General features: G+C 71.1%; 15 protein-coding genes and 1 pseudogene. 11 read left to right on the top strand and 5 right to left on the bottom strand.

Annotated features, from left to right (window positions below; all coding sequences use genetic code 11):
* Positions 1–15 precede the first annotated feature (15 nt).
* From K5L49_RS12625 to K5L49_RS12610, 4 genes are read left to right on the top strand one after another with little or no spacing between them, the layout of a single operon-like run.
* Positions 16–1,272: an alanine racemase gene (locus K5L49_RS12625; RefSeq protein ID WP_223693224.1), complete on the top strand. Its 1,257-nt coding sequence runs from the start codon at positions 16–18 to the stop codon at positions 1,270–1,272.
* A gap of 21 nt (positions 1,273–1,293) precedes the next feature.
* Entirely contained in the window at positions 1,294–1,923 is a 630-nt protein-coding gene (locus K5L49_RS12620) for a bifunctional 4-hydroxy-2-oxoglutarate aldolase/2-dehydro-3-deoxy-phosphogluconate aldolase (RefSeq protein ID WP_223693222.1), read from the top strand.
* Complete coding sequence (locus K5L49_RS12615) at positions 1,920–3,548, top strand: N-acyl-D-amino-acid deacylase family protein (RefSeq protein WP_223693220.1); 1,629 nt, start codon at positions 1,920–1,922, stop codon at positions 3,546–3,548. The genes K5L49_RS12620 and K5L49_RS12615 overlap by 4 nt, the downstream gene beginning before the upstream one ends.
* Positions 3,545–4,117 (top strand): RBBP9/YdeN family alpha/beta hydrolase, encoded by a 573-nt coding sequence (locus K5L49_RS12610; protein ID WP_223693218.1) that lies wholly within the window; start codon positions 3,545–3,547, stop codon positions 4,115–4,117. Before K5L49_RS12615 ends, K5L49_RS12610 begins: the two co-directional genes overlap by 4 nt.
* 9 nt (positions 4,118–4,126) lie before the next feature.
* Here K5L49_RS12610 and ptsP read toward each other — a convergent pair.
* The 5 genes and pseudogenes from ptsP to K5L49_RS12580 all read right to left on the bottom strand — a co-directional run bounded on the left by ptsP (position 4,127) and on the right by K5L49_RS12580 (position 9,212).
* A pseudogene (ptsP, locus tag K5L49_RS20690) lies at positions 4,127–5,730 on the bottom strand (phosphoenolpyruvate--protein phosphotransferase).
* A gap of 198 nt (positions 5,731–5,928) precedes the next feature.
* A complete protein-coding gene (locus K5L49_RS12595) occupies positions 5,929–6,333 on the bottom strand; it encodes an META domain-containing protein (RefSeq protein ID WP_223693217.1) in 405 nt (134 codons plus the stop codon).
* A 53-nt stretch (positions 6,334–6,386) separates the two neighbouring features.
* On the bottom strand, positions 6,387–7,010 hold the full coding sequence (locus K5L49_RS12590) for an SGNH/GDSL hydrolase family protein (RefSeq protein WP_223693215.1): 624 nt from the start codon (positions 7,008–7,010) through the stop codon (positions 6,387–6,389).
* Between the two features lie 90 nt (positions 7,011–7,100).
* The gene (locus tag K5L49_RS20480; RefSeq protein ID WP_223693213.1) at positions 7,101–8,033 is read right to left on the bottom strand and encodes a Gfo/Idh/MocA family protein; all 933 of its coding nucleotides are present in this window, start codon (positions 8,031–8,033) and stop codon (positions 7,101–7,103) included.
* A complete protein-coding gene (locus K5L49_RS12580; protein ID WP_223693211.1) occupies positions 8,034–9,212 on the bottom strand; it encodes an ROK family transcriptional regulator in 1,179 nt (392 codons plus the stop codon).
* 190 nt (positions 9,213–9,402) lie between these two features.
* On the opposite strand from K5L49_RS12580, the gene K5L49_RS12575 reads away from it, so the two are divergent.
* The 7 genes from K5L49_RS12575 to K5L49_RS12545 all read left to right on the top strand — a co-directional run bounded on the left by K5L49_RS12575 (position 9,403) and on the right by K5L49_RS12545 (position 15,542).
* Positions 9,403–10,161 (top strand): amino acid ABC transporter ATP-binding protein, encoded by a 759-nt coding sequence (locus K5L49_RS12575; protein WP_308116542.1) that lies wholly within the window; start codon positions 9,403–9,405, stop codon positions 10,159–10,161.
* 56 nt (positions 10,162–10,217) lie between these two features.
* Complete coding sequence (locus K5L49_RS12570) at positions 10,218–11,159, top strand: glutamate ABC transporter substrate-binding protein (RefSeq protein WP_223693209.1); 942 nt, start codon at positions 10,218–10,220, stop codon at positions 11,157–11,159.
* A gap of 86 nt (positions 11,160–11,245) precedes the next feature.
* Positions 11,246–11,890: an amino acid ABC transporter permease gene (locus K5L49_RS12565; protein WP_223693207.1), complete on the top strand. Its 645-nt coding sequence runs from the start codon at positions 11,246–11,248 to the stop codon at positions 11,888–11,890.
* Entirely contained in the window at positions 11,887–12,810 is a 924-nt protein-coding gene (locus tag K5L49_RS12560; RefSeq protein ID WP_223693205.1) for an amino acid ABC transporter permease, read from the top strand. Before K5L49_RS12565 ends, K5L49_RS12560 begins: the two co-directional genes overlap by 4 nt.
* Positions 12,803–13,840, top strand: a complete 1,038-nt coding sequence (locus K5L49_RS12555; RefSeq protein WP_223693204.1) for an asparaginase — start codon at positions 12,803–12,805, stop codon at positions 13,838–13,840. The genes K5L49_RS12560 and K5L49_RS12555 overlap by 8 nt, the downstream gene beginning before the upstream one ends.
* On the top strand, positions 13,837–14,595 hold the full coding sequence (locus K5L49_RS12550) for a copper homeostasis protein CutC (RefSeq protein WP_223693202.1): 759 nt from the start codon (positions 13,837–13,839) through the stop codon (positions 14,593–14,595). Before K5L49_RS12555 ends, K5L49_RS12550 begins: the two co-directional genes overlap by 4 nt.
* A complete protein-coding gene (locus tag K5L49_RS12545) occupies positions 14,592–15,542 on the top strand; it encodes an ROK family protein (RefSeq protein ID WP_223693201.1) in 951 nt (316 codons plus the stop codon). Before K5L49_RS12550 ends, K5L49_RS12545 begins: the two co-directional genes overlap by 4 nt.
* Positions 15,543–15,592 lie beyond the last annotated feature (50 nt).

Here is a 15,592-nt window from a genome sequence, read left to right as displayed (position 1 = left end):
ACAGGAGGAGATGCCATGCAGACCTCGAAGGCCATGCCGCTCGGTTCCACCGCGGATGACGTCACCGCCCTGGCGAGCAGGCGACCGGCGCTGCACACCTTCCCCACCCCGCTCGTCACGCTGAGCGAAGCCGCTTTGCAGCACAACCTCGACACGATGTCCGCCTGGTGCGCCCGGGCGGGCGTCGGTCTGGCGCCGCACGGGAAGACGACCATGAGCCGCGCGCTCTGGGAACGGCAGCTCGCGGCCGGGGCGTGGGGGATCACCGTGGCGACGCCCTGGCAGCTCTCGGTGGCGCTGGAGTGGGGCATCCCCCGCGTGATGCTCGCCAACGCCCTCGTGCAGCCGGATGCGCTGCGGTTCACCGCCCGGCAGGGGGCACCCGGTCAGGTGCTGGTCTGGGCGGACTCGGTCGCCGCAGTGGAGATCATGCAGGAGACGCTGAGCGCCGCCCGGGCCCCCGCGCCCCTCGGCGTGCTGGTCGAGCTCGGCAGCGCGGGCGGCCGCACCGGGGCTCGAACGCAGGGCGAAGCCCTCGCCGTCGCCCGCGCCGTAACGACCTCCCCCGCCCTCACCCTCGCCGGCGTCAGCGGTTATGAGGGAGCACTGGCGCACACCGGCGACGAAACAGCACTGTCCGTTGTGCGCGACTACCTGCGCACCCTCGTCGCGCTGCACGACGCGATCGAAGCCGAAGGGCTCTACCCCGCCGGCGGCACGGCGATCCTGACCGCCGGTGGCAGCGCCTACTTCGACATCGTCGCGGAGGTCCTCGCCGCGCGTCACGACCCCGTCGGCGCACGTGGTCGCGTGGTTGAGGTCCTGCTCCGCTCGGGCGCCTACATCACGCACGACGACGGCTTCTACCACGGGATCACCCCGCTCGACCGCGAAGAATCGAACGCAGGGTTCCACGCCGCGATCCACGGCTGGGCCACGGTGGTCTCCCGCCCCGAACCCGGACTCGCGCTGGTGGATGCGGGAAAACGCGACCTCCCCTACGACGAAGGTCTGCCCGTACCCCAGGCCGTCCGCCGCCGAGGCTCCACGACCACCATCCCGATCCAGGATGCGGTCGTCACCGCGATGAACGACCAGCACAGCTTCGTGAGCGTTCCGCCCGGGCTGGCGCTCGACGTGGGGGATGTCGTGCGTTTCGGGCTGTCGCATCCGTGCACCACATTCGACAAATGGCGCGCCCTCGCCATCGTCGACGATGTGGAGGCGGCCGACCCCCGCGTGATCGGCCTGCTCGAGACCACCTTCGGCTGACCGCCGCGAACCGGGAGAACCATGATCCTCGACATCCTCCGCGCCGATCGCGCGCTCACCGTGGTGCGCGCCCCCCGCATCGAAGACCCCGCCGCCCTCTGTCGTGCGCTCGCGAGCGGCGGCATCCGCACGGTCGAGTTCACGTTCACGACGCCGGAGGTGGAGCGCATCGTGGCGGAGTCGGTGGCCACGGCCGCCGATCACGGGGCCGTCGTCGGCGTCGGAACCGTGACCGACGAAGCCAAGGCCGAGGCCGCCATCGCGGCGGGTGCGCGCTTTCTGGTGACGCCCGGGCTGCACGAGGGCGTCGCCGCCGTCGCACGCGAGGCGGGCATCCCCTTCCTCCTCGGCGCGCTCAGCCCCAGCGAGGTCATGCGGGCCATGGAGTGGGGTGCGGCCGCCGTGAAGATCTTCCCCGCCTCCCTCGTCGGGCCCGGGTATCTCAAAGACCTGCGCGGCCCTTTCCCCGATGTGGCCTTCGTCCCGTCCGGCGGGGTGCACGCGGGCACGGCCGCCGACTGGGTGGCCGCGGGAGCCCTCGCCGTGACGGCGGGATCGAGCGTCGTCAGCGCGGCGGCGATCGAGGCGGGACAGTGGCAGGCGATCCGCGAGCAGGCGAAGACCTTTTCGGCCGCCGTCCACGGAGTATGACCGTGCCGGAGGGCGGGAGCACACTCATCCGCGGGGCCCTGGTGCTCGACGGATCGGGCGAGCCTGGCTTCGTGGGCGACGTCCTGGTCGAGGGCGGACGCATCGCCGCCGTGGGCCGAGTGAACGCAGCCAGCCGGCTCGACGCCCCCGTCGGCGGGCGAATCCTCGACGCGGACGGTCTCGCCGTCGCCCCTGGCTTCATCGATATGCACGCGCACTCCGATCTCGCCGTGCTCACCGATCACGCCCACCTCGCCAAGGTGTCGCAGGGCGTCACCACCGAGGTGATCGGGCAGGACGGCCTCTCCTACGCGCCGGCCACCGAGCAGACCATGCCGATGCTGCGCGAACAGATCGCCGGCTGGAACGGCACCGGACCGGGCCTGGACTTCGCTTGGCGCAGCGTGGCCGACTATCTTGCCGCCGTCGACGCTCACGGCACCGCGACGAACGTGGCCTACCTCATCCCGCAGGGATCCGTGCGGATGGCCGTCGTCGGCTCGGAGCGCCGCACCGCCACCCCCGACGAGCTCCGCGAGATGCGCAGACTCATCGCCGACGGGATGCGCGACGGCGCGTTCGGCCTCTCCTCCGGCCTCACCTACGCGCCCGGGATGTTCGCCGACACCGCCGAGCTCGTCGCCCTCTGCACCGTGGTCGCCGAGCACGGCGGCTTCTATGCACCCCACCAGCGCTCCTATGGCGCGGGCGCGCTGGCGGCCTATGCCGAGATGCTCGACGTGGCCGCGCAGGCCGGATGCGCCCTGCATCTCACCCACGCCACGATGAACTTCGCCGTCAACCGGGGCCGCGCGAGCGAACTCGTCGCCCTGATCGACGGCGGTCTCGCGGCCGGACTCGACATCACCATCGACACGTACCCCTACCTCTCCGGGTCGACGACGCTGTCGGCGCTGCTGCCCGGCTGGGCGTCCGCCGGGGGCCCGGAGGCGACCCTCGCGCGGCTGCGCGACCCGGCCGACCGCGCCCGGATCGCCTACGAACTGGAAGTGACCGGCTCGGACGGCTGCCACGGCGTCCCCGTGGAGTGGGGCACGGTCGAGATCGCCGGTGTGCTCGATCCGGCGCTGCTCCCGGCCGTCGGTCACACGATCGCGGCGCTGGCCGAGCGCCGGGGCGCACCCCCATCGAACGTGTACTTCGATCTGCTGACGGCCGACCGGCTCGGCACGAGCATCCTGCAGCACGTCGGCGACGAGCAGAACGTGCGCACGATGATGCGGCATCCGCGGCACACCGGCGGAAGCGACGGCATCCTGGTGGGCACCAAGCCGCACCCCCGCGCCTGGGGTACGTTCCCCCGCTACCTCGGGCACTATGTGCGCGAGGAGGGCGTGCTGACCCTCGAAGACGCGATCGTGCACCTGTCGGCGCGTCCCGCCGCCCGGCTCGGGCTCACAGACCGAGGGCGCATCCGGGCGGGCGCCGTCGCCGACCTCGTGCTGTTCGACCCGCACGCCGTCGCCGACCGCGCCACTGACGCCGACCCGCGGCGCCCCGCCGTCGGCATCCCCTGGGTGTTCATCGCCGGGCGCCCGGTGATCGCCGACTCGACGCGAACCGACCAGGTGCCGGGGCGGGCCCTGCGAAAGAATGCAGTGTGACGAGATCTTTCCTCATCCTGCACGGGTGGGACAACTTCCGGCCGCCCGGGCATTGGCAGCATGAGCTCGCGACCGCGCTCCGTTCCCGCGGCGAGCGCGTGGTCTACCCCCAATTGCCGGATGCCGCACGCCCCTCGGTCGACGCCTGGCGCGACGCGGCCGGAGCGGCGCTTGCGGAAGCCTCGGGCAACGAAGCCCATGTCGTAGTGCTCTGCCACAGTCTCGCCTGCCTGCTCTGGCTGGGCACGGAGACCCTGTCGGGTGACGAGTCGGTGGAGCGTGTGCTGCTCGTCGCCCCGCCCTCACCGGAGGTGGTGGCCGGCTTCCCCGCGATCGCCGCGTTCGCGCGGCTGCCACTCATCGCCGGCGCGACGCCGACCCTGATCGCCGCTTCGGACGACGACCCGTTCTGCCCCGCGGGTGCGACCGCCGTATTCGGCGCGCCGTTCGGGCTGCCGGTCACGGTCGTCCCCGGCGGCGGTCACCTCGAACGCACGGCAGGCTACGGCGCATGGCCGGCCGTGGAGGCCTGGTGCCTCGACCCGGCGACCCCGATCGTGCCGCGCTGAGCGTTCGGCTCAGACGGACTCCGCGACGGCCGCGCGCACCGCATCCCGCGCCTCGGCCGCACCGTCGGCAGCGAGCGCGACAGCCGCCAGCCGTTTCGCCTGATCGAGGGTGAACCGCCGCAGCGAAAGCCGGACATCGGCGATCGCGGCCGGCGACATGGAGAGCGTCGTGGCGCCCAGCCCGACGAGGACGACGGCGAGCAGCGGATCGGCCGCCGCCTCGCCGCAGATGCCGACGGGTTTGCCGGCCGCGCTCCCCGCCTGACCGACCTCGCCGATCAACTTCAGAACAGCGGGATGCCACGGATCCTGATAGCCCGCGACCGACCCGAGCAGCCGATCGGCCGCCAGCGTGTACTGCGTGAGGTCGTTGGTGCCGATCGAGGCGAACGCCGCCTCACGCAGGATGCGGTCGGCCAGCAGTGCTGCCGACGGCACCTCGATCATGACGCCCACGGTCTTCAGCCCGAGCGCCGTGGCGAGTTCGACGAAGTAGCGGGTCTCCTCCACGGTGGCCACCATCGGCGCCATCACCCACAGGTCCGCGTTCGTCGCGGCGTCGGCTTCGGCCAGGGCGGTCAGCTGGTCGCGCAGCAGGGGTTCATTGGCTCGCAGCGACCGCAGCCCCCGCATCCCCAGCGCCGGGTTGTCTTCCGCCGTGCCGTCGCCCAGGAACTCGAGCGGCTTGTCGGCGCCGGCGTCGAGCACGCGAACAACGACCTTCTTCTCGGGGAACGCGTCGAGGAGGGCGGTGTATTGCTCACGTTGCTGATCCACGGTGGGGGCGAGCCGCTGGTCGAGGAAGAGGAACTCGGTGCGGAACAGGCCGACGCCCTCCGCCCCCGCGTCGAGCGCCCGCTGCAAGCCGTCGGGCGAGCCGAGGTTCGCGAGCAGGGGGACGGCGGTGCCGTCGGCGAGCGCGCCCGGCCGGTTGCCGCCGGAGAGCGCCTGCTCGCGTTCCCGGATGCGGCGGAGCGCCCCGTGCGGGCGGTCTCGTCGGGGGCCACCGTGACCGTGCCTGCCGCAGCATCCACCACGACCTCGGCACCGGCGGGGATGGCGTCGGCTCCGGCAACGCCGACGAGGGCGACGATCGCCTTCTCCCGCGCCAGGATGGCCGTGTGCGACGTGGGCCCGCCCTCGCGGGTGACGAGTCCGAGCACCTTGGTGAGGTCGAGGAGTGCCGTGTCGGCCGGCGCAAGGTCGTGCGCCACGAGCACGTACGGCTCTTCGGACTCCGGAACACCGGGAGCCGGTCGCCCGGCGATGGCGGCGATCACCCGGCGTGCGACATCGTCGAGGTCGGCCGCACGCTCACCGAGATATCCGCCCAGGCCGACGAGCATGTCGCGGTAGACCGCGAAGCCCTCGAACACCGCACGCTCCGCGGTCTTCCCCGTCGCGATCCGCTCCGATACGTCATCGGCGAGCGACGAATCCTCGGCCATCATCGCCTGCGCTTCGAGCACGTCGGCGGCCGTGCCGGAGACCCGCGCCGCACGCTCGCGCAGATCGGCGGCGACGATCGTCACCGCTGACGCCGAGCGGGCGCGCTCCTCGTCGGGCGTACGGTTGCTCGCCTCGTCGACCGGGTCGGGCAGCGGGTCGGCCATCCGCAGCACCCGACCGAGCGCGACGCCCTGACCGATGCCGGCGCCGGACAGCACCTGGGTGGACTCAGCCATTCGGTTCTCCTTCGCTGGGGCACGACGGGGCACGCCCGTTCTCCATAGTGCCGCCGTCGGGCATCCGGTTCCAGCCCGTTCGCCGATTCGGCACGGCAGGCGGGCGAGCGGATGCGCGCCGAGCGGTCACCGTTTCGCCAGCGTGCCGATCTTGTCGCCATCCGCTTTGAAGACGGTGAGGGTGTCGCCCGACACCGTGGCAGTGGAGGCCAGGGAGAGCCAGGGGTGAACACCCTCGCAGGCCACCAGCGTGCTGGCGAACGGCCCGAACTCGAGCTTGTCGCCGACGAAGGTCGCCTTGCCTGCCATCGCGTTGCAGCCATCCGACCCGTTGAAGGCGCCGTCGGCGGCGATGGTCAGCGACGGCTGCCCCTGGGCGTCGTCCCCCCAGGAGCCGACGAACACCGACACCGACGAGTCGGCGGATGCGGTCGGGGTGGGGCTCGCGCTCGGGGAGTTCGCCGCGCATCCGGTGAGGGAGGCCGCGGCCGCGATGGCCAGAACGAGAACGGTGGTGCGCACGATCTTCATGGCATCAACCTATCGGCGTGGAGCGCCAATTGAAATGCCCGTGTTCCGGCCGATCAGGCCGCTGCGCCGAGCCAGGCCTGTGCCATCAGCTCGTGACCGAGCGGGGTCGGGTGCACGCCATCCCCCAGCAGTTCGGCCGCGCGGCGCTCGGTCGCCCAGAAGGCGAAGAGCTCGTCCGTCGACACCAGCACGGCGTCGAACTCGGCTGCGAGCGCACGGATGACCACGATGCGCGGTTCCAGGTCGTCCCGCCATTCCGGGGTCACCGGGCCGACCGGCAGGGTGAACGGCTCGAGCAGCACGAACCGGGGGTTCAGCGACTCCCGCGCCCGGGTCAGCAGGTCGCGCACCGAGGTCTCGAAGGCTTCGGTCGACGTGGGGTCGTTCGAGTCGAACCGGCGCCAGGTGTCATTGACGCCGACGAGCAGCGAGACCACGGTCGGCGTCAGATCGAGGCAGTCTTCCTCCCAGCGCGCCTGGAGGTCGACGGCGCGGTCGCCGCTGATGCCGCGGTTGATGACCTCGATCGCCAGCTCGGGGCGCGTCTCGGCGAGCGACTCCGCCACGACCCGGGCGTAGCCCTGGCCGAGATCGGCGGGGTCGGTGCGCACACGCTCCGCATCCGTGATCGAATCTCCGATGAACAGGATGCGGTCGTCCGCGCGCAGAAGGCTCATACGTTCATCCTGCCGGATCGCGCCGCCCGGTTCCCACCCCGTTACGATCCCGGTGTCGCGGATCCCGGTGACGCGGATCCCGGTGTCGGGTCAGCGGGCCGGGAGGGCGGGGAGTTCGATGCGCGCAGCGGAGTGCAGAGAGTCGCGGGCGGCGAGGGCGACCCGCAGGGCGTCCACCGCCGCCGCGGTCGGCGAGCGTCGCGAATCCTGACCGGCGTCGACGCAGCACAGGAAACTGCGCGCCTGCGCGAGGAAGGCGTCGCCGGCATCGCTGTGCACCGCATCCGTTCCCCGCGAGCCGACCAGTTCGAGGGTGCTGCGAAAGGGATAGTCGGCCGGCAGGTCGGCGACGCTGAGCACCTGTGCGACCCCACCGTCGGCGTACTCGATCGTCGTCTCGACCGGGGTGCCGAAGCCGGCGCCGATCCCCGTGCCCGGCCCCCGCACGCTGCGAACCGCGACAGGGGTGCCGAGAAAGTGGTTGGCCTGGTCGAAGTCGTGGATGGCGAAGTCCACGATCATGCCGCCGGACTGCTGCTCGTCGGCGAGCCACGGCGCCCACTCCGGCGTCGCCGACAGGCGGCAGGCGCGCAGCGCACGGACCGTGCCGATCGCATCCGCAGCCACACGATCGGCCAGGTCGGAGTACCCGGCGAAGAAGCGCACGACCTGTGCCACCATGAGAACGCCGGGGCTCCGCTCGGCGGCCGCCGACACCGACAGCGCGTCGGGGACCGTCAGCGCGATCGGCTTCTCCAGCAGCACGTTCTTCCCCGCGTCGAGCGCAGCGATCGCGATCGACGCATGGCTGGGGGTCGGCGTGCACACCGAGACGACTGTCAGCGTGGGGTCGGCCAGCACGTCGTCGAGGGAGGTGGCCCACCGGGCGTTCGGAGCTTCGGGCAGCTCGGGCCGGCGACGCGGTGACACGACGACGGCGACCTCGAGGCCGAGACGCGCCCACGCACCGGCGTGGGCGCGTGCCATGCGCCCCGCGCCCACCACGGCGATGCGGTGGTGCACTCAGCGCACCACGCGGTTGATCTCGTGCGTGTCGAAGAGCAGGTCGAGCACGAGCCGGCCGGCGCCGAGGATGCCGGCGCGGTCTTTCGCGACGCTCACCGCGATGTCGAGCGTGTCGGTGACCATCGGGAGGCACTCGAAGTAGATGGTGGAGCGCACCCCGGCCACGAAGGCCTCGGCCTCGCCCAGGATGCCGCCGAGCACGAGACGCTGCGGGTTGAAGAAGTTCATGATGGTGGCCAGCACCCCGCCGACGCGGGTTCCGGCCTCGCGCAGCATCTGGGTGGCGAGCGGATGCGCGTCACGGGCGAGCGCCAGCACCTCGCTGGTGTCTTCCACCGCCACACCGGCGTCGCGGAGTGCCTGAACGATGGCGGCGCCGCCGGCCACCGCATCCAGGCACCCGGTGCGGCCGCAGGAGCAGAGCACGGGCGGGGCGCCCGGAACGGTGACATGGCTGATGTCCCCCGCCATGCCGTGGAACCCGTGGTAGAGGTCGCCCGAGGCGACAACCCCGCAGCCGATGCTGGAGCCGGCCTTGACGAAGACGAAATGCTTCACATCGTCGCGCAGGCTGACGTGCTCGCCGAGGGCCATCAGATTGGCATCGTTGTCGATGGCGGTGGGGAGTCCGCTCAGCGCGGTCATCATGGCGGCGACGTCCACGCCGTTCCAGCCGGGCATGCGCGAGGGCGAGACCATCACTCCGGCGGAGTCGACAGGGCCGGGCAGCCCGATGCCGTAGCCGCGCATCCGCTGGCCGGGCTGGCCGTGCTCCGCCACGAGTTCGTCGGCAACCGCGGTGATCCAGGTGAGGATGCGGCGGGGGCCGTCTCCGATGTCCATGCCTTCGTTGCGCACTGCGATCAGGCGCCCGGAGAGGTCGAGCAGGCCGAAGGTGGCGTGGTGCGAGCCGAGGTCGACGGCGCAGACGACGCCGGTGGACGGGTCGACCTCCAGCGTGCGCGGGCGGCGGCCTCCCTGTGAGACACCTTCCCCCGCTTCCCTCACGTAGCCGGCGCCGATCAGGGCGTCGATGCGCTGGGCGACGGTGGAGGGCGAGAGTCCGGTGGAGCGGGCGATCTCGGCCCGCGATCGGGAGCGCCCCGACCGGATGAGGTCGAGGATGGCGCCGGCCGACGAGCCGTGGCCCTGCAGGGCGTCCGTGGTGCTGTTCATCGCGCCGTGCCACTCCACTCTGAAGACGTTTGGGTCGAGGATACTGTATCGACTTTATTCGAATTTGCAGAAAGTAACTCCATGATTGCGTAAAACGGCAAAGACTTAGTACGCTTTCCGCAACCCCGATCGAGGCCTGCCCCCACCGGCCCCGACCGACAGAACGATCGACAATGACGCGAGGAACCCGATGACAGCAACGGATGCACGCACCCAGCCCATGGTGAGCCTGCACGCGGTCAACAAGCACTTCGGCGAATTGCACGTGCTCAAAGACATCGAGCTGACCGTGCAGCCCCGAGAGGTAGTCGTCGTCGTCGGCCCCTCCGGCTCGGGCAAGTCGACCCTCTGCCGGTCGATCAACCGCCTCGAGACCATCGACGCCGGCGAGATCCGTGTCGACGGCGAACTGCTCCCCGTCGAAGGGGCCGCGCTCGCGCGGCTGCGCGCCGATGTCGGCATGGTCTTCCAGTCGTTCAACCTGTTCGCACACCGCACGATCCTCGAGAACGTGACCCTCGCACCCATCAAGGTGCGCGGCGCCAAGAAGGCCGACGCCGAGAAAGAGGCTATGGAGCTGCTCGCCCGGGTCGGCATCGCCGAGAAGGCGCACAGCCACCCGGCGCAACTCTCCGGCGGCCAGCAGCAGCGCGCGGCGATCGCCCGCGCACTCGCCATGCACCCCAAGGTCATGCTGTTCGACGAGCCCACCAGCGCGCTCGACCCCGAGATGGTCGGGGAGGTGCTCGAGGTGATGACCTCGCTCGCCCACGACGGAATGACGATGATCGTCGTCACCCACGAGATGGGTTTCGCCCGCCGTGCCGCCGACCGCGTGGTCTTCATGGACCGCGGACAGATCGTCGAGCAGGCCGCCCCGGCCGACTTCTTCGACGCCCCCCGATCCGAGCGCGCGCGCTCGTTCCTGGCTTCCGTCCTGTCGCACTAAGTGCACGGAAGGTAACCCCTGCACCACACATCCCCCTGAGGAAGGACGCAGTACCCATGACCCGATTCCCCCGCAAGAAGGCGATGGCCGCCGGCATGATGCTGGCCGCCGTGACACTCGCCGTCACCGCCTGCTCCAGCAACACCGCCCTGCCCGGCAGCGGCTCCAGCGCCGGCTCGACCAACGCCGCCTCGGTCTTCGCCGACGCCCCGGTCGCGAAGGCCGACCTCATCCTGCCGAACTCGACGATGGAAGCCATCAAGAAGCGCGGCAAGCTCATCGTCGCCGAGGCGCTCGATGCCCCGCTGCTCTCGCAGCAGGACCCGACGAACCCGGACCAAGTGACCGGGTTCGATGCCGACCTCGCCAAGCTGCTCGCCATCTACATCCTCGGCAAGCCGAATGTGGAGATCGTGCCGCCCGCCTCGGAGACCCGTGAAGCGATGCTGCAAAACGGCACGGTCGACGTCGTGTTCAACACCTACACGATCACACCGGAGCGCGCGACGCAGATCGACTTCGCCGGGCCGTACTTCGAATCCGGATTGGCCGTCGCCGTCAAGAGCGACAACGACAAGATCAAGAGCATCAAGGACCTCGCCGGCAAGAACGTGATCGTCGGGGCGAACACCCCCGCCGTCACCGAGGTGCCCAAGCAGGTCCCGACCGCCAAGATCACCGCCTTCGCCACCGACCCGGCCGCCGTCCAGGCGCTCATTCAGGGCCGCGGCGACGCCTACGTGCAGGACTACACCCTGCTCGCGAGCGACGCGGCCAGCGAGAAGCAGATCAAGGTCGTCGGCGAGCCGTTCACCAAGGAGCCATACGGCATCGGCCTCAAGCACGGTGACAGCGACTTCAAGTCGTTCATCAACACCTGGCTGAAGACCATCCAGAAGGACGGCCAGTGGGGCAAGGCGTGGAAGACCACGCTCGGCACCGTGACCGACTCCGCCATCCCGACCCCGCCGGCGATCGGCTCGGTCCCCGGCTCCTGACCGCTCGGGCGCGCGCGGAGTGCCCATCGTTCCTTCGCGCGCGCCCCGGCCCTCACGTCCCTGCCCCTTTTCCGAATGAGTGAACAATGAACCCCCTGATCGACAACCTCGGGCTGATCGCCCAGGCACTCGGCACGACCCTGATGATGGCGCTCATCGCCGGGGTCTGCTCGATCGTGCTCGGTGTTCTCGTGACGGTGGCGCGGGTGAGCCCCATCCCGATCCTGCGCGGCGCCGCCTTCGTCTACGTGCAGTTCTTCATCAACGTCCCGCTGCTCGCACTGCTGCTGCTCGCGGTCTTCGCGCTCCCCGATGCGGGACTCCTGCTCCCCCTCACCCCCACGGCGATCATCGTGCTCACCGTGTACGAGGCCGCCTACGTCGCCGAAGCCGTGCGCAGCGGGGTGAACACCGTCTCGGTCGGGCAAGTCGAGGCCTCCCGCGCCCTCGGGTTCACCCTCTCGCAGTCGCTGCGGTTCGTGATCATCCCGCAGGCACTGCGCGCGGTCGTGCAGCCGATCGGCAATGTGATGATCGCCCTCGCCATGAACACCGCCCTCGCGGCCGCGGTCGGCGTCGTCGAGCTCACCGCCACGGTCAACAAGATCAACCTCGTGGCCGCGCAGCCCATCCTCATCTTCTCCGGCGCCGGCCTCATCTACATGGCCATCGCCCTCGTCATCGGCCTCACCGCCGGATGGGTCGAACGAAAGGTGGCGATCGTCCGATGACCGCCCAGCTCATCCCCGACCGTCCCGCACCCGCCCGCCCGCGCAAGCCGAAGCGGCAATACGCTTCCTCGTTCATGTACGACAAGCCCGGCCCGCGCGGCCGCCGGAACATCCTGCTCGGCTCGATCGTCAGCAGTGCGGTCATCGTGGTCGTGCTCGGCCTCGGTCTCTGGCAGTTCGCCGCCCACGGCCAGCTCGATCCGGAACGCTGGGCACCCTTCACCGATTGGGCGATCTGGAGCTACCTGCTCGTCGGCCTGCTCGGCACCCTGGAGGCCGCCGCGATCGTCGCGGTGCTGGGCGGTGCGCTCGGCGTGCTGCTCGCCCTCGGCCGGATGAGCCACCAGCGCTGGCTGCGCTGGCTCTGCTCCGCTTACATCGAGATCGCCCGGACGATTCCGGTGCTCCTGATGATCTACCTGATGCTCTTCGGGCTTCCGCAGATCGGTATCAACCTGCCGACGCTGTGGAAGCTGGTCGTTCCGCTCACCATCGCCAACTCGGCCGTCTTCGCCGAGATCGTGCGCGCCGGCGTCGCGAGTCTGCCCCGCGGTCAGCGCGAGGCAGCCCTCAGCCTGGGGATGCGCTCGGCGCAGGCGATGCGTTTCGTGGTGCTCCCGCAGGCGTTCCGCAATGTCGCCCCGTCACTGGTGACCCAGCTGGTGAGCCTGCTGAAGGACACCTCGCTCGGGTACATCGTCGCCTTCACCGAGCTGCTGTACCGCGGTCAGGTGCTCGCCTCCTACCTGCACCTGCTCATCCCGACCTACATCGCCGTGACCGCGATCTACCTCGTGGTCAACGGCAGCCTCTCGTTCCTGGCGTCGCGTCTGCAACGCGGCTCGCGTCGACGCCCGGCCAAGCAACCACCCCTGCCGGCGCTGCCGGCGCTCGATCACACGAAAGCCGCGAATGTCTGAGTCGCCCTTCCCGCCCACCCCCGCCGCTGCCGAACCGGCCGCTGCCGAACCGGCCGTCGCCGACCTGGCCGAGCTCGCCGCCGTGATCCGGTCCGGCCTCGTCGAGAGCCGCCACTTCGGCTCGCTGGTGGCCGTGGATCCGTCGGGAGCCGCGCTGCTCGAGCTCGGCACCCCGGATGCGGTGGTGCTGCCCCGGTCGACGGTGAAGCCCCTGCAGGCGCTCGCCTGCCTCACGGCCGGTGCTCCGCTGGCCGGGCCGGAACTCGCCATCGCCGCCGGCAGCCACACCGGCGAAGACGAGCATGTGCGGGTCGTACGCGAAATCCTCGAACGGGCCGGCCTCGACGAGAGCGCCCTGGGCTGCCCGGTCGACCGCCCGGAAGACGAGGGCACGTTCGAGCGCCTGGTGCGGGCGGGTGAGCCTCGGGCGCGCATCCGCATGAACTGCTCGGGAAAGCACGCCGCCATGCTTCTGGCCTGTACCGTGAACGGCTGGTCGACCCACGACTACCTGCACACCGACCACCCGCTGCAGCAGCATGTGCGCGCCACGATGGCCGAGCTCACCGGCGTTCCGGTCGGCCACGACGCCATCGACGGCTGCGGCGCACCGCTGTTCGGCACCACCGTGCGCGGTGTCGCCCAATCCTTCCGTTCCCTTGTGCAGGCCGACCCGGCCTCACCGGCCGGCCAGGTGGCCGCGGCCATGCGCGAGCATCCCTTCTACGTCGGCGGCTCGGGGCACCAGAACTCGACCCTGATGGAGACCGTTCCCGGTGCTCTCGCGAAGGGCGGCGCCGAGGGCGTGATCGGGGTCGCCGCGGCCGACGGCACGGCCGTGTCGATGAAGATCGTCGACGGAAGCCCGCGCGCCACCACGCTCGTCGCCCTCAAGGTGCTCGAGGCGTTCGGCACCGATATCTCCGGCGCCACCGTCCTGACCTCGCTTCCCGTACTCGGTGGGGGCGTGCCGGTCGGCGAGATCGCCGTCGGTCGCGACCTGGCCGCCGCCCTCGGGGCCTCCGCGTGACCGCCGTCGAGGTGTGCCTCGACGACCTGGACGGCGTTCTCGCGGCCGAACATGCCGGTGCCGACCGGGTGGAGCTGTGCGCCTCGCTCGGCGACGGCGGCACGACCCCCAGCATCGGCACCATCTCCGTGGCCCTGCGCACGGCGACGCGCATCGGCATCAACGTGCTCGTGCGTCAACGGGCCGGCGACTTCGTCTACAGCACGGCGGAGGTCGAGGCGATGGTGGCCGACATCCGCGCCGTGCGCGAGCTGCCGAATCCGGCCGGTGTCCCCCTCGGGTTCGTGATCGGCGCTCTGCGCCCCGACGGCACGATCGACTCGAGCTCTCTCGAACGGATGATCGACGCCTGTGGCGAGCACCCGGTCACCTTCCACAAAGCGTTCGATCAGACGCCCGACCTGCTCGCCGCCCTCGACGTGCTGATCCGGGCCGGGGTCGGCCGCATCCTCACCTCCGGTGGGGCGGTCACCGCGCCCGACGGAGCAGATAGGCTCGCACAGCTTGTGACCCGCGCCGCCGGGCGCATCGTCATCCTCGCCGGCGGCGGTGTGCGGCCGTCGAACGTCGCAGACCTGGTTCGCCGGACGGGTGTTGCGGAGGTTCACCTCCGCGCCGGCGCGGCCGTTCCCAGCGCGGCTTTGCCGACCGTTGCGGACACACCGTCCGCCTACGACTCCGGCGTTCGCATCGCGACCTCGGAGGCGATCGTCGCCGAGCTGATCAACGCGCTCGCGGGCGGTGCCGCCGCATGAGCGACGATCGATCCGCAGCCGTTCTCGCCGTCGACCTCGGCGGTACGGCCATGAAGGGCGCCATCGTCACCGAGTTCGGCCGCACGGTCGCCGAGCTCACCCGGCCGACTCCGGCCAGCGACGTGGTCGCCGCCCTCATCGCCCTGTTCCACGACCTGCACGCCCGGGCGACCGAGCTCGACTGCCGCGTGATCGGCGCCGGCGTCGCGACGCCCGGTATCGTCGACGAGGAGCGCGGCGTCGTGCTGTACGCCTCCAACCTCGACTGGCGCGATGTGCCCCTGCTCGATGCGCTCCGCGAGGCTCTCGATGTGCCCGTGGCGCTCGGCCACGATGTGCGGGCGGCCGGGCTCGCCGAACGCCTCATCGGGGCGGCGCGTGGCACCGACGACTTCGTGCTCGTCCCGATCGGCACAGGCGTGGCGGCCGCCCTGGTCACCGCCGGCGACATCGTGACCGGCGCCACGGGTGCCGCGGGCGAGTTCGGTCACATCCCGATGGTGCCGGGGGGCGAGCTCTGCACCTGCGGTCAGCGCGGATGCCTGGAGGTCTACGTCTCCGGCGCCGGCCTCGCGCGGCGCTACGCAACCGCGGGTGGCGACCCCCTGAGCTCGCGCGAGATCGTCGGCAGGCTCGGTGCCGATCCGGTGGCAGACCGCGTCTGGTCCGAGGCCGTCGACGTGCTCGCCCAGGGGCTCAACACCCTCACTCTGCTGCTCGACCCCGACGTGATCGTCCTCGGGGGCGGGTTCTCCCGCGCCGGCGACGCTCTTCTCGTGCCGCTTACGGCCCGCATGTCCGAGGGTCTGGCCTGGCGTGAACGGCCCCGCGTCGTGCGCAGCGAGCTCGGCGGGGATGCGGGCCGCATCGGGGCTGCGATCCTCGCCTTCCGCGCCGCAGGCCGTGGAGACGTCGTCGCGGAATGGAGCGCGGTGGGCGTGGCCTGACGGCCCGCTCCCGTTTCCGCTCCCGGGCAGCACGGCGTGCCGCCGGGCGC

The organism is Leifsonia poae, from assembly GCF_020009625.1.
Classification (GTDB): Bacteria; Actinomycetota; Actinomycetes; order Actinomycetales; family Microbacteriaceae; genus Leifsonia; species Leifsonia poae_A.
This window is presented reverse-complemented; position numbering and strand designations above follow the sequence as displayed.

Bases quoted from the DNA above. Each gene is read 5' to 3' on its own strand.
- K5L49_RS12620 (WP_223693222.1), top strand. From the start codon at position 1,294: ATGATCCTCGACATCCTCCGCGCCGATCGCGCGCTCACCGTGGTGCGC.
- K5L49_RS12570 (WP_223693209.1), top strand. From the start codon at position 10,218: ATGACCCGATTCCCCCGCAAGAAGGCGATGGCCGCCGGCATGATGCTG.
- K5L49_RS12580 (WP_223693211.1), bottom strand. From the start codon at position 9,212: ATGAACAGCACCACGGACGCCCTGCAGGGCCACGGCTCGTCGGCCGGC.
- K5L49_RS12575 (WP_308116542.1), top strand. From the start codon at position 9,403: ATGACAGCAACGGATGCACGCACCCAGCCCATGGTGAGCCTGCACGCG.
- K5L49_RS12615 (WP_223693220.1), top strand. From the start codon at position 1,920: ATGACCGTGCCGGAGGGCGGGAGCACACTCATCCGCGGGGCCCTGGTG.
- K5L49_RS12625 (WP_223693224.1), top strand. From the start codon at position 16: ATGCAGACCTCGAAGGCCATGCCGCTCGGTTCCACCGCGGATGACGTC.
- K5L49_RS12545 (WP_223693201.1), top strand. From the start codon at position 14,592: ATGAGCGACGATCGATCCGCAGCCGTTCTCGCCGTCGACCTCGGCGGT.
- K5L49_RS12565 (WP_223693207.1), top strand. From the start codon at position 11,246: ATGAACCCCCTGATCGACAACCTCGGGCTGATCGCCCAGGCACTCGGC.
- K5L49_RS12590 (WP_223693215.1), bottom strand. From the start codon at position 7,010: ATGAGCCTTCTGCGCGCGGACGACCGCATCCTGTTCATCGGAGATTCG.
- K5L49_RS12595 (WP_223693217.1), bottom strand. From the start codon at position 6,333: ATGAAGATCGTGCGCACCACCGTTCTCGTTCTGGCCATCGCGGCCGCG.
- K5L49_RS12560 (WP_223693205.1), top strand. From the start codon at position 11,887: ATGACCGCCCAGCTCATCCCCGACCGTCCCGCACCCGCCCGCCCGCGC.
- K5L49_RS12555 (WP_223693204.1), top strand. From the start codon at position 12,803: ATGTCTGAGTCGCCCTTCCCGCCCACCCCCGCCGCTGCCGAACCGGCC.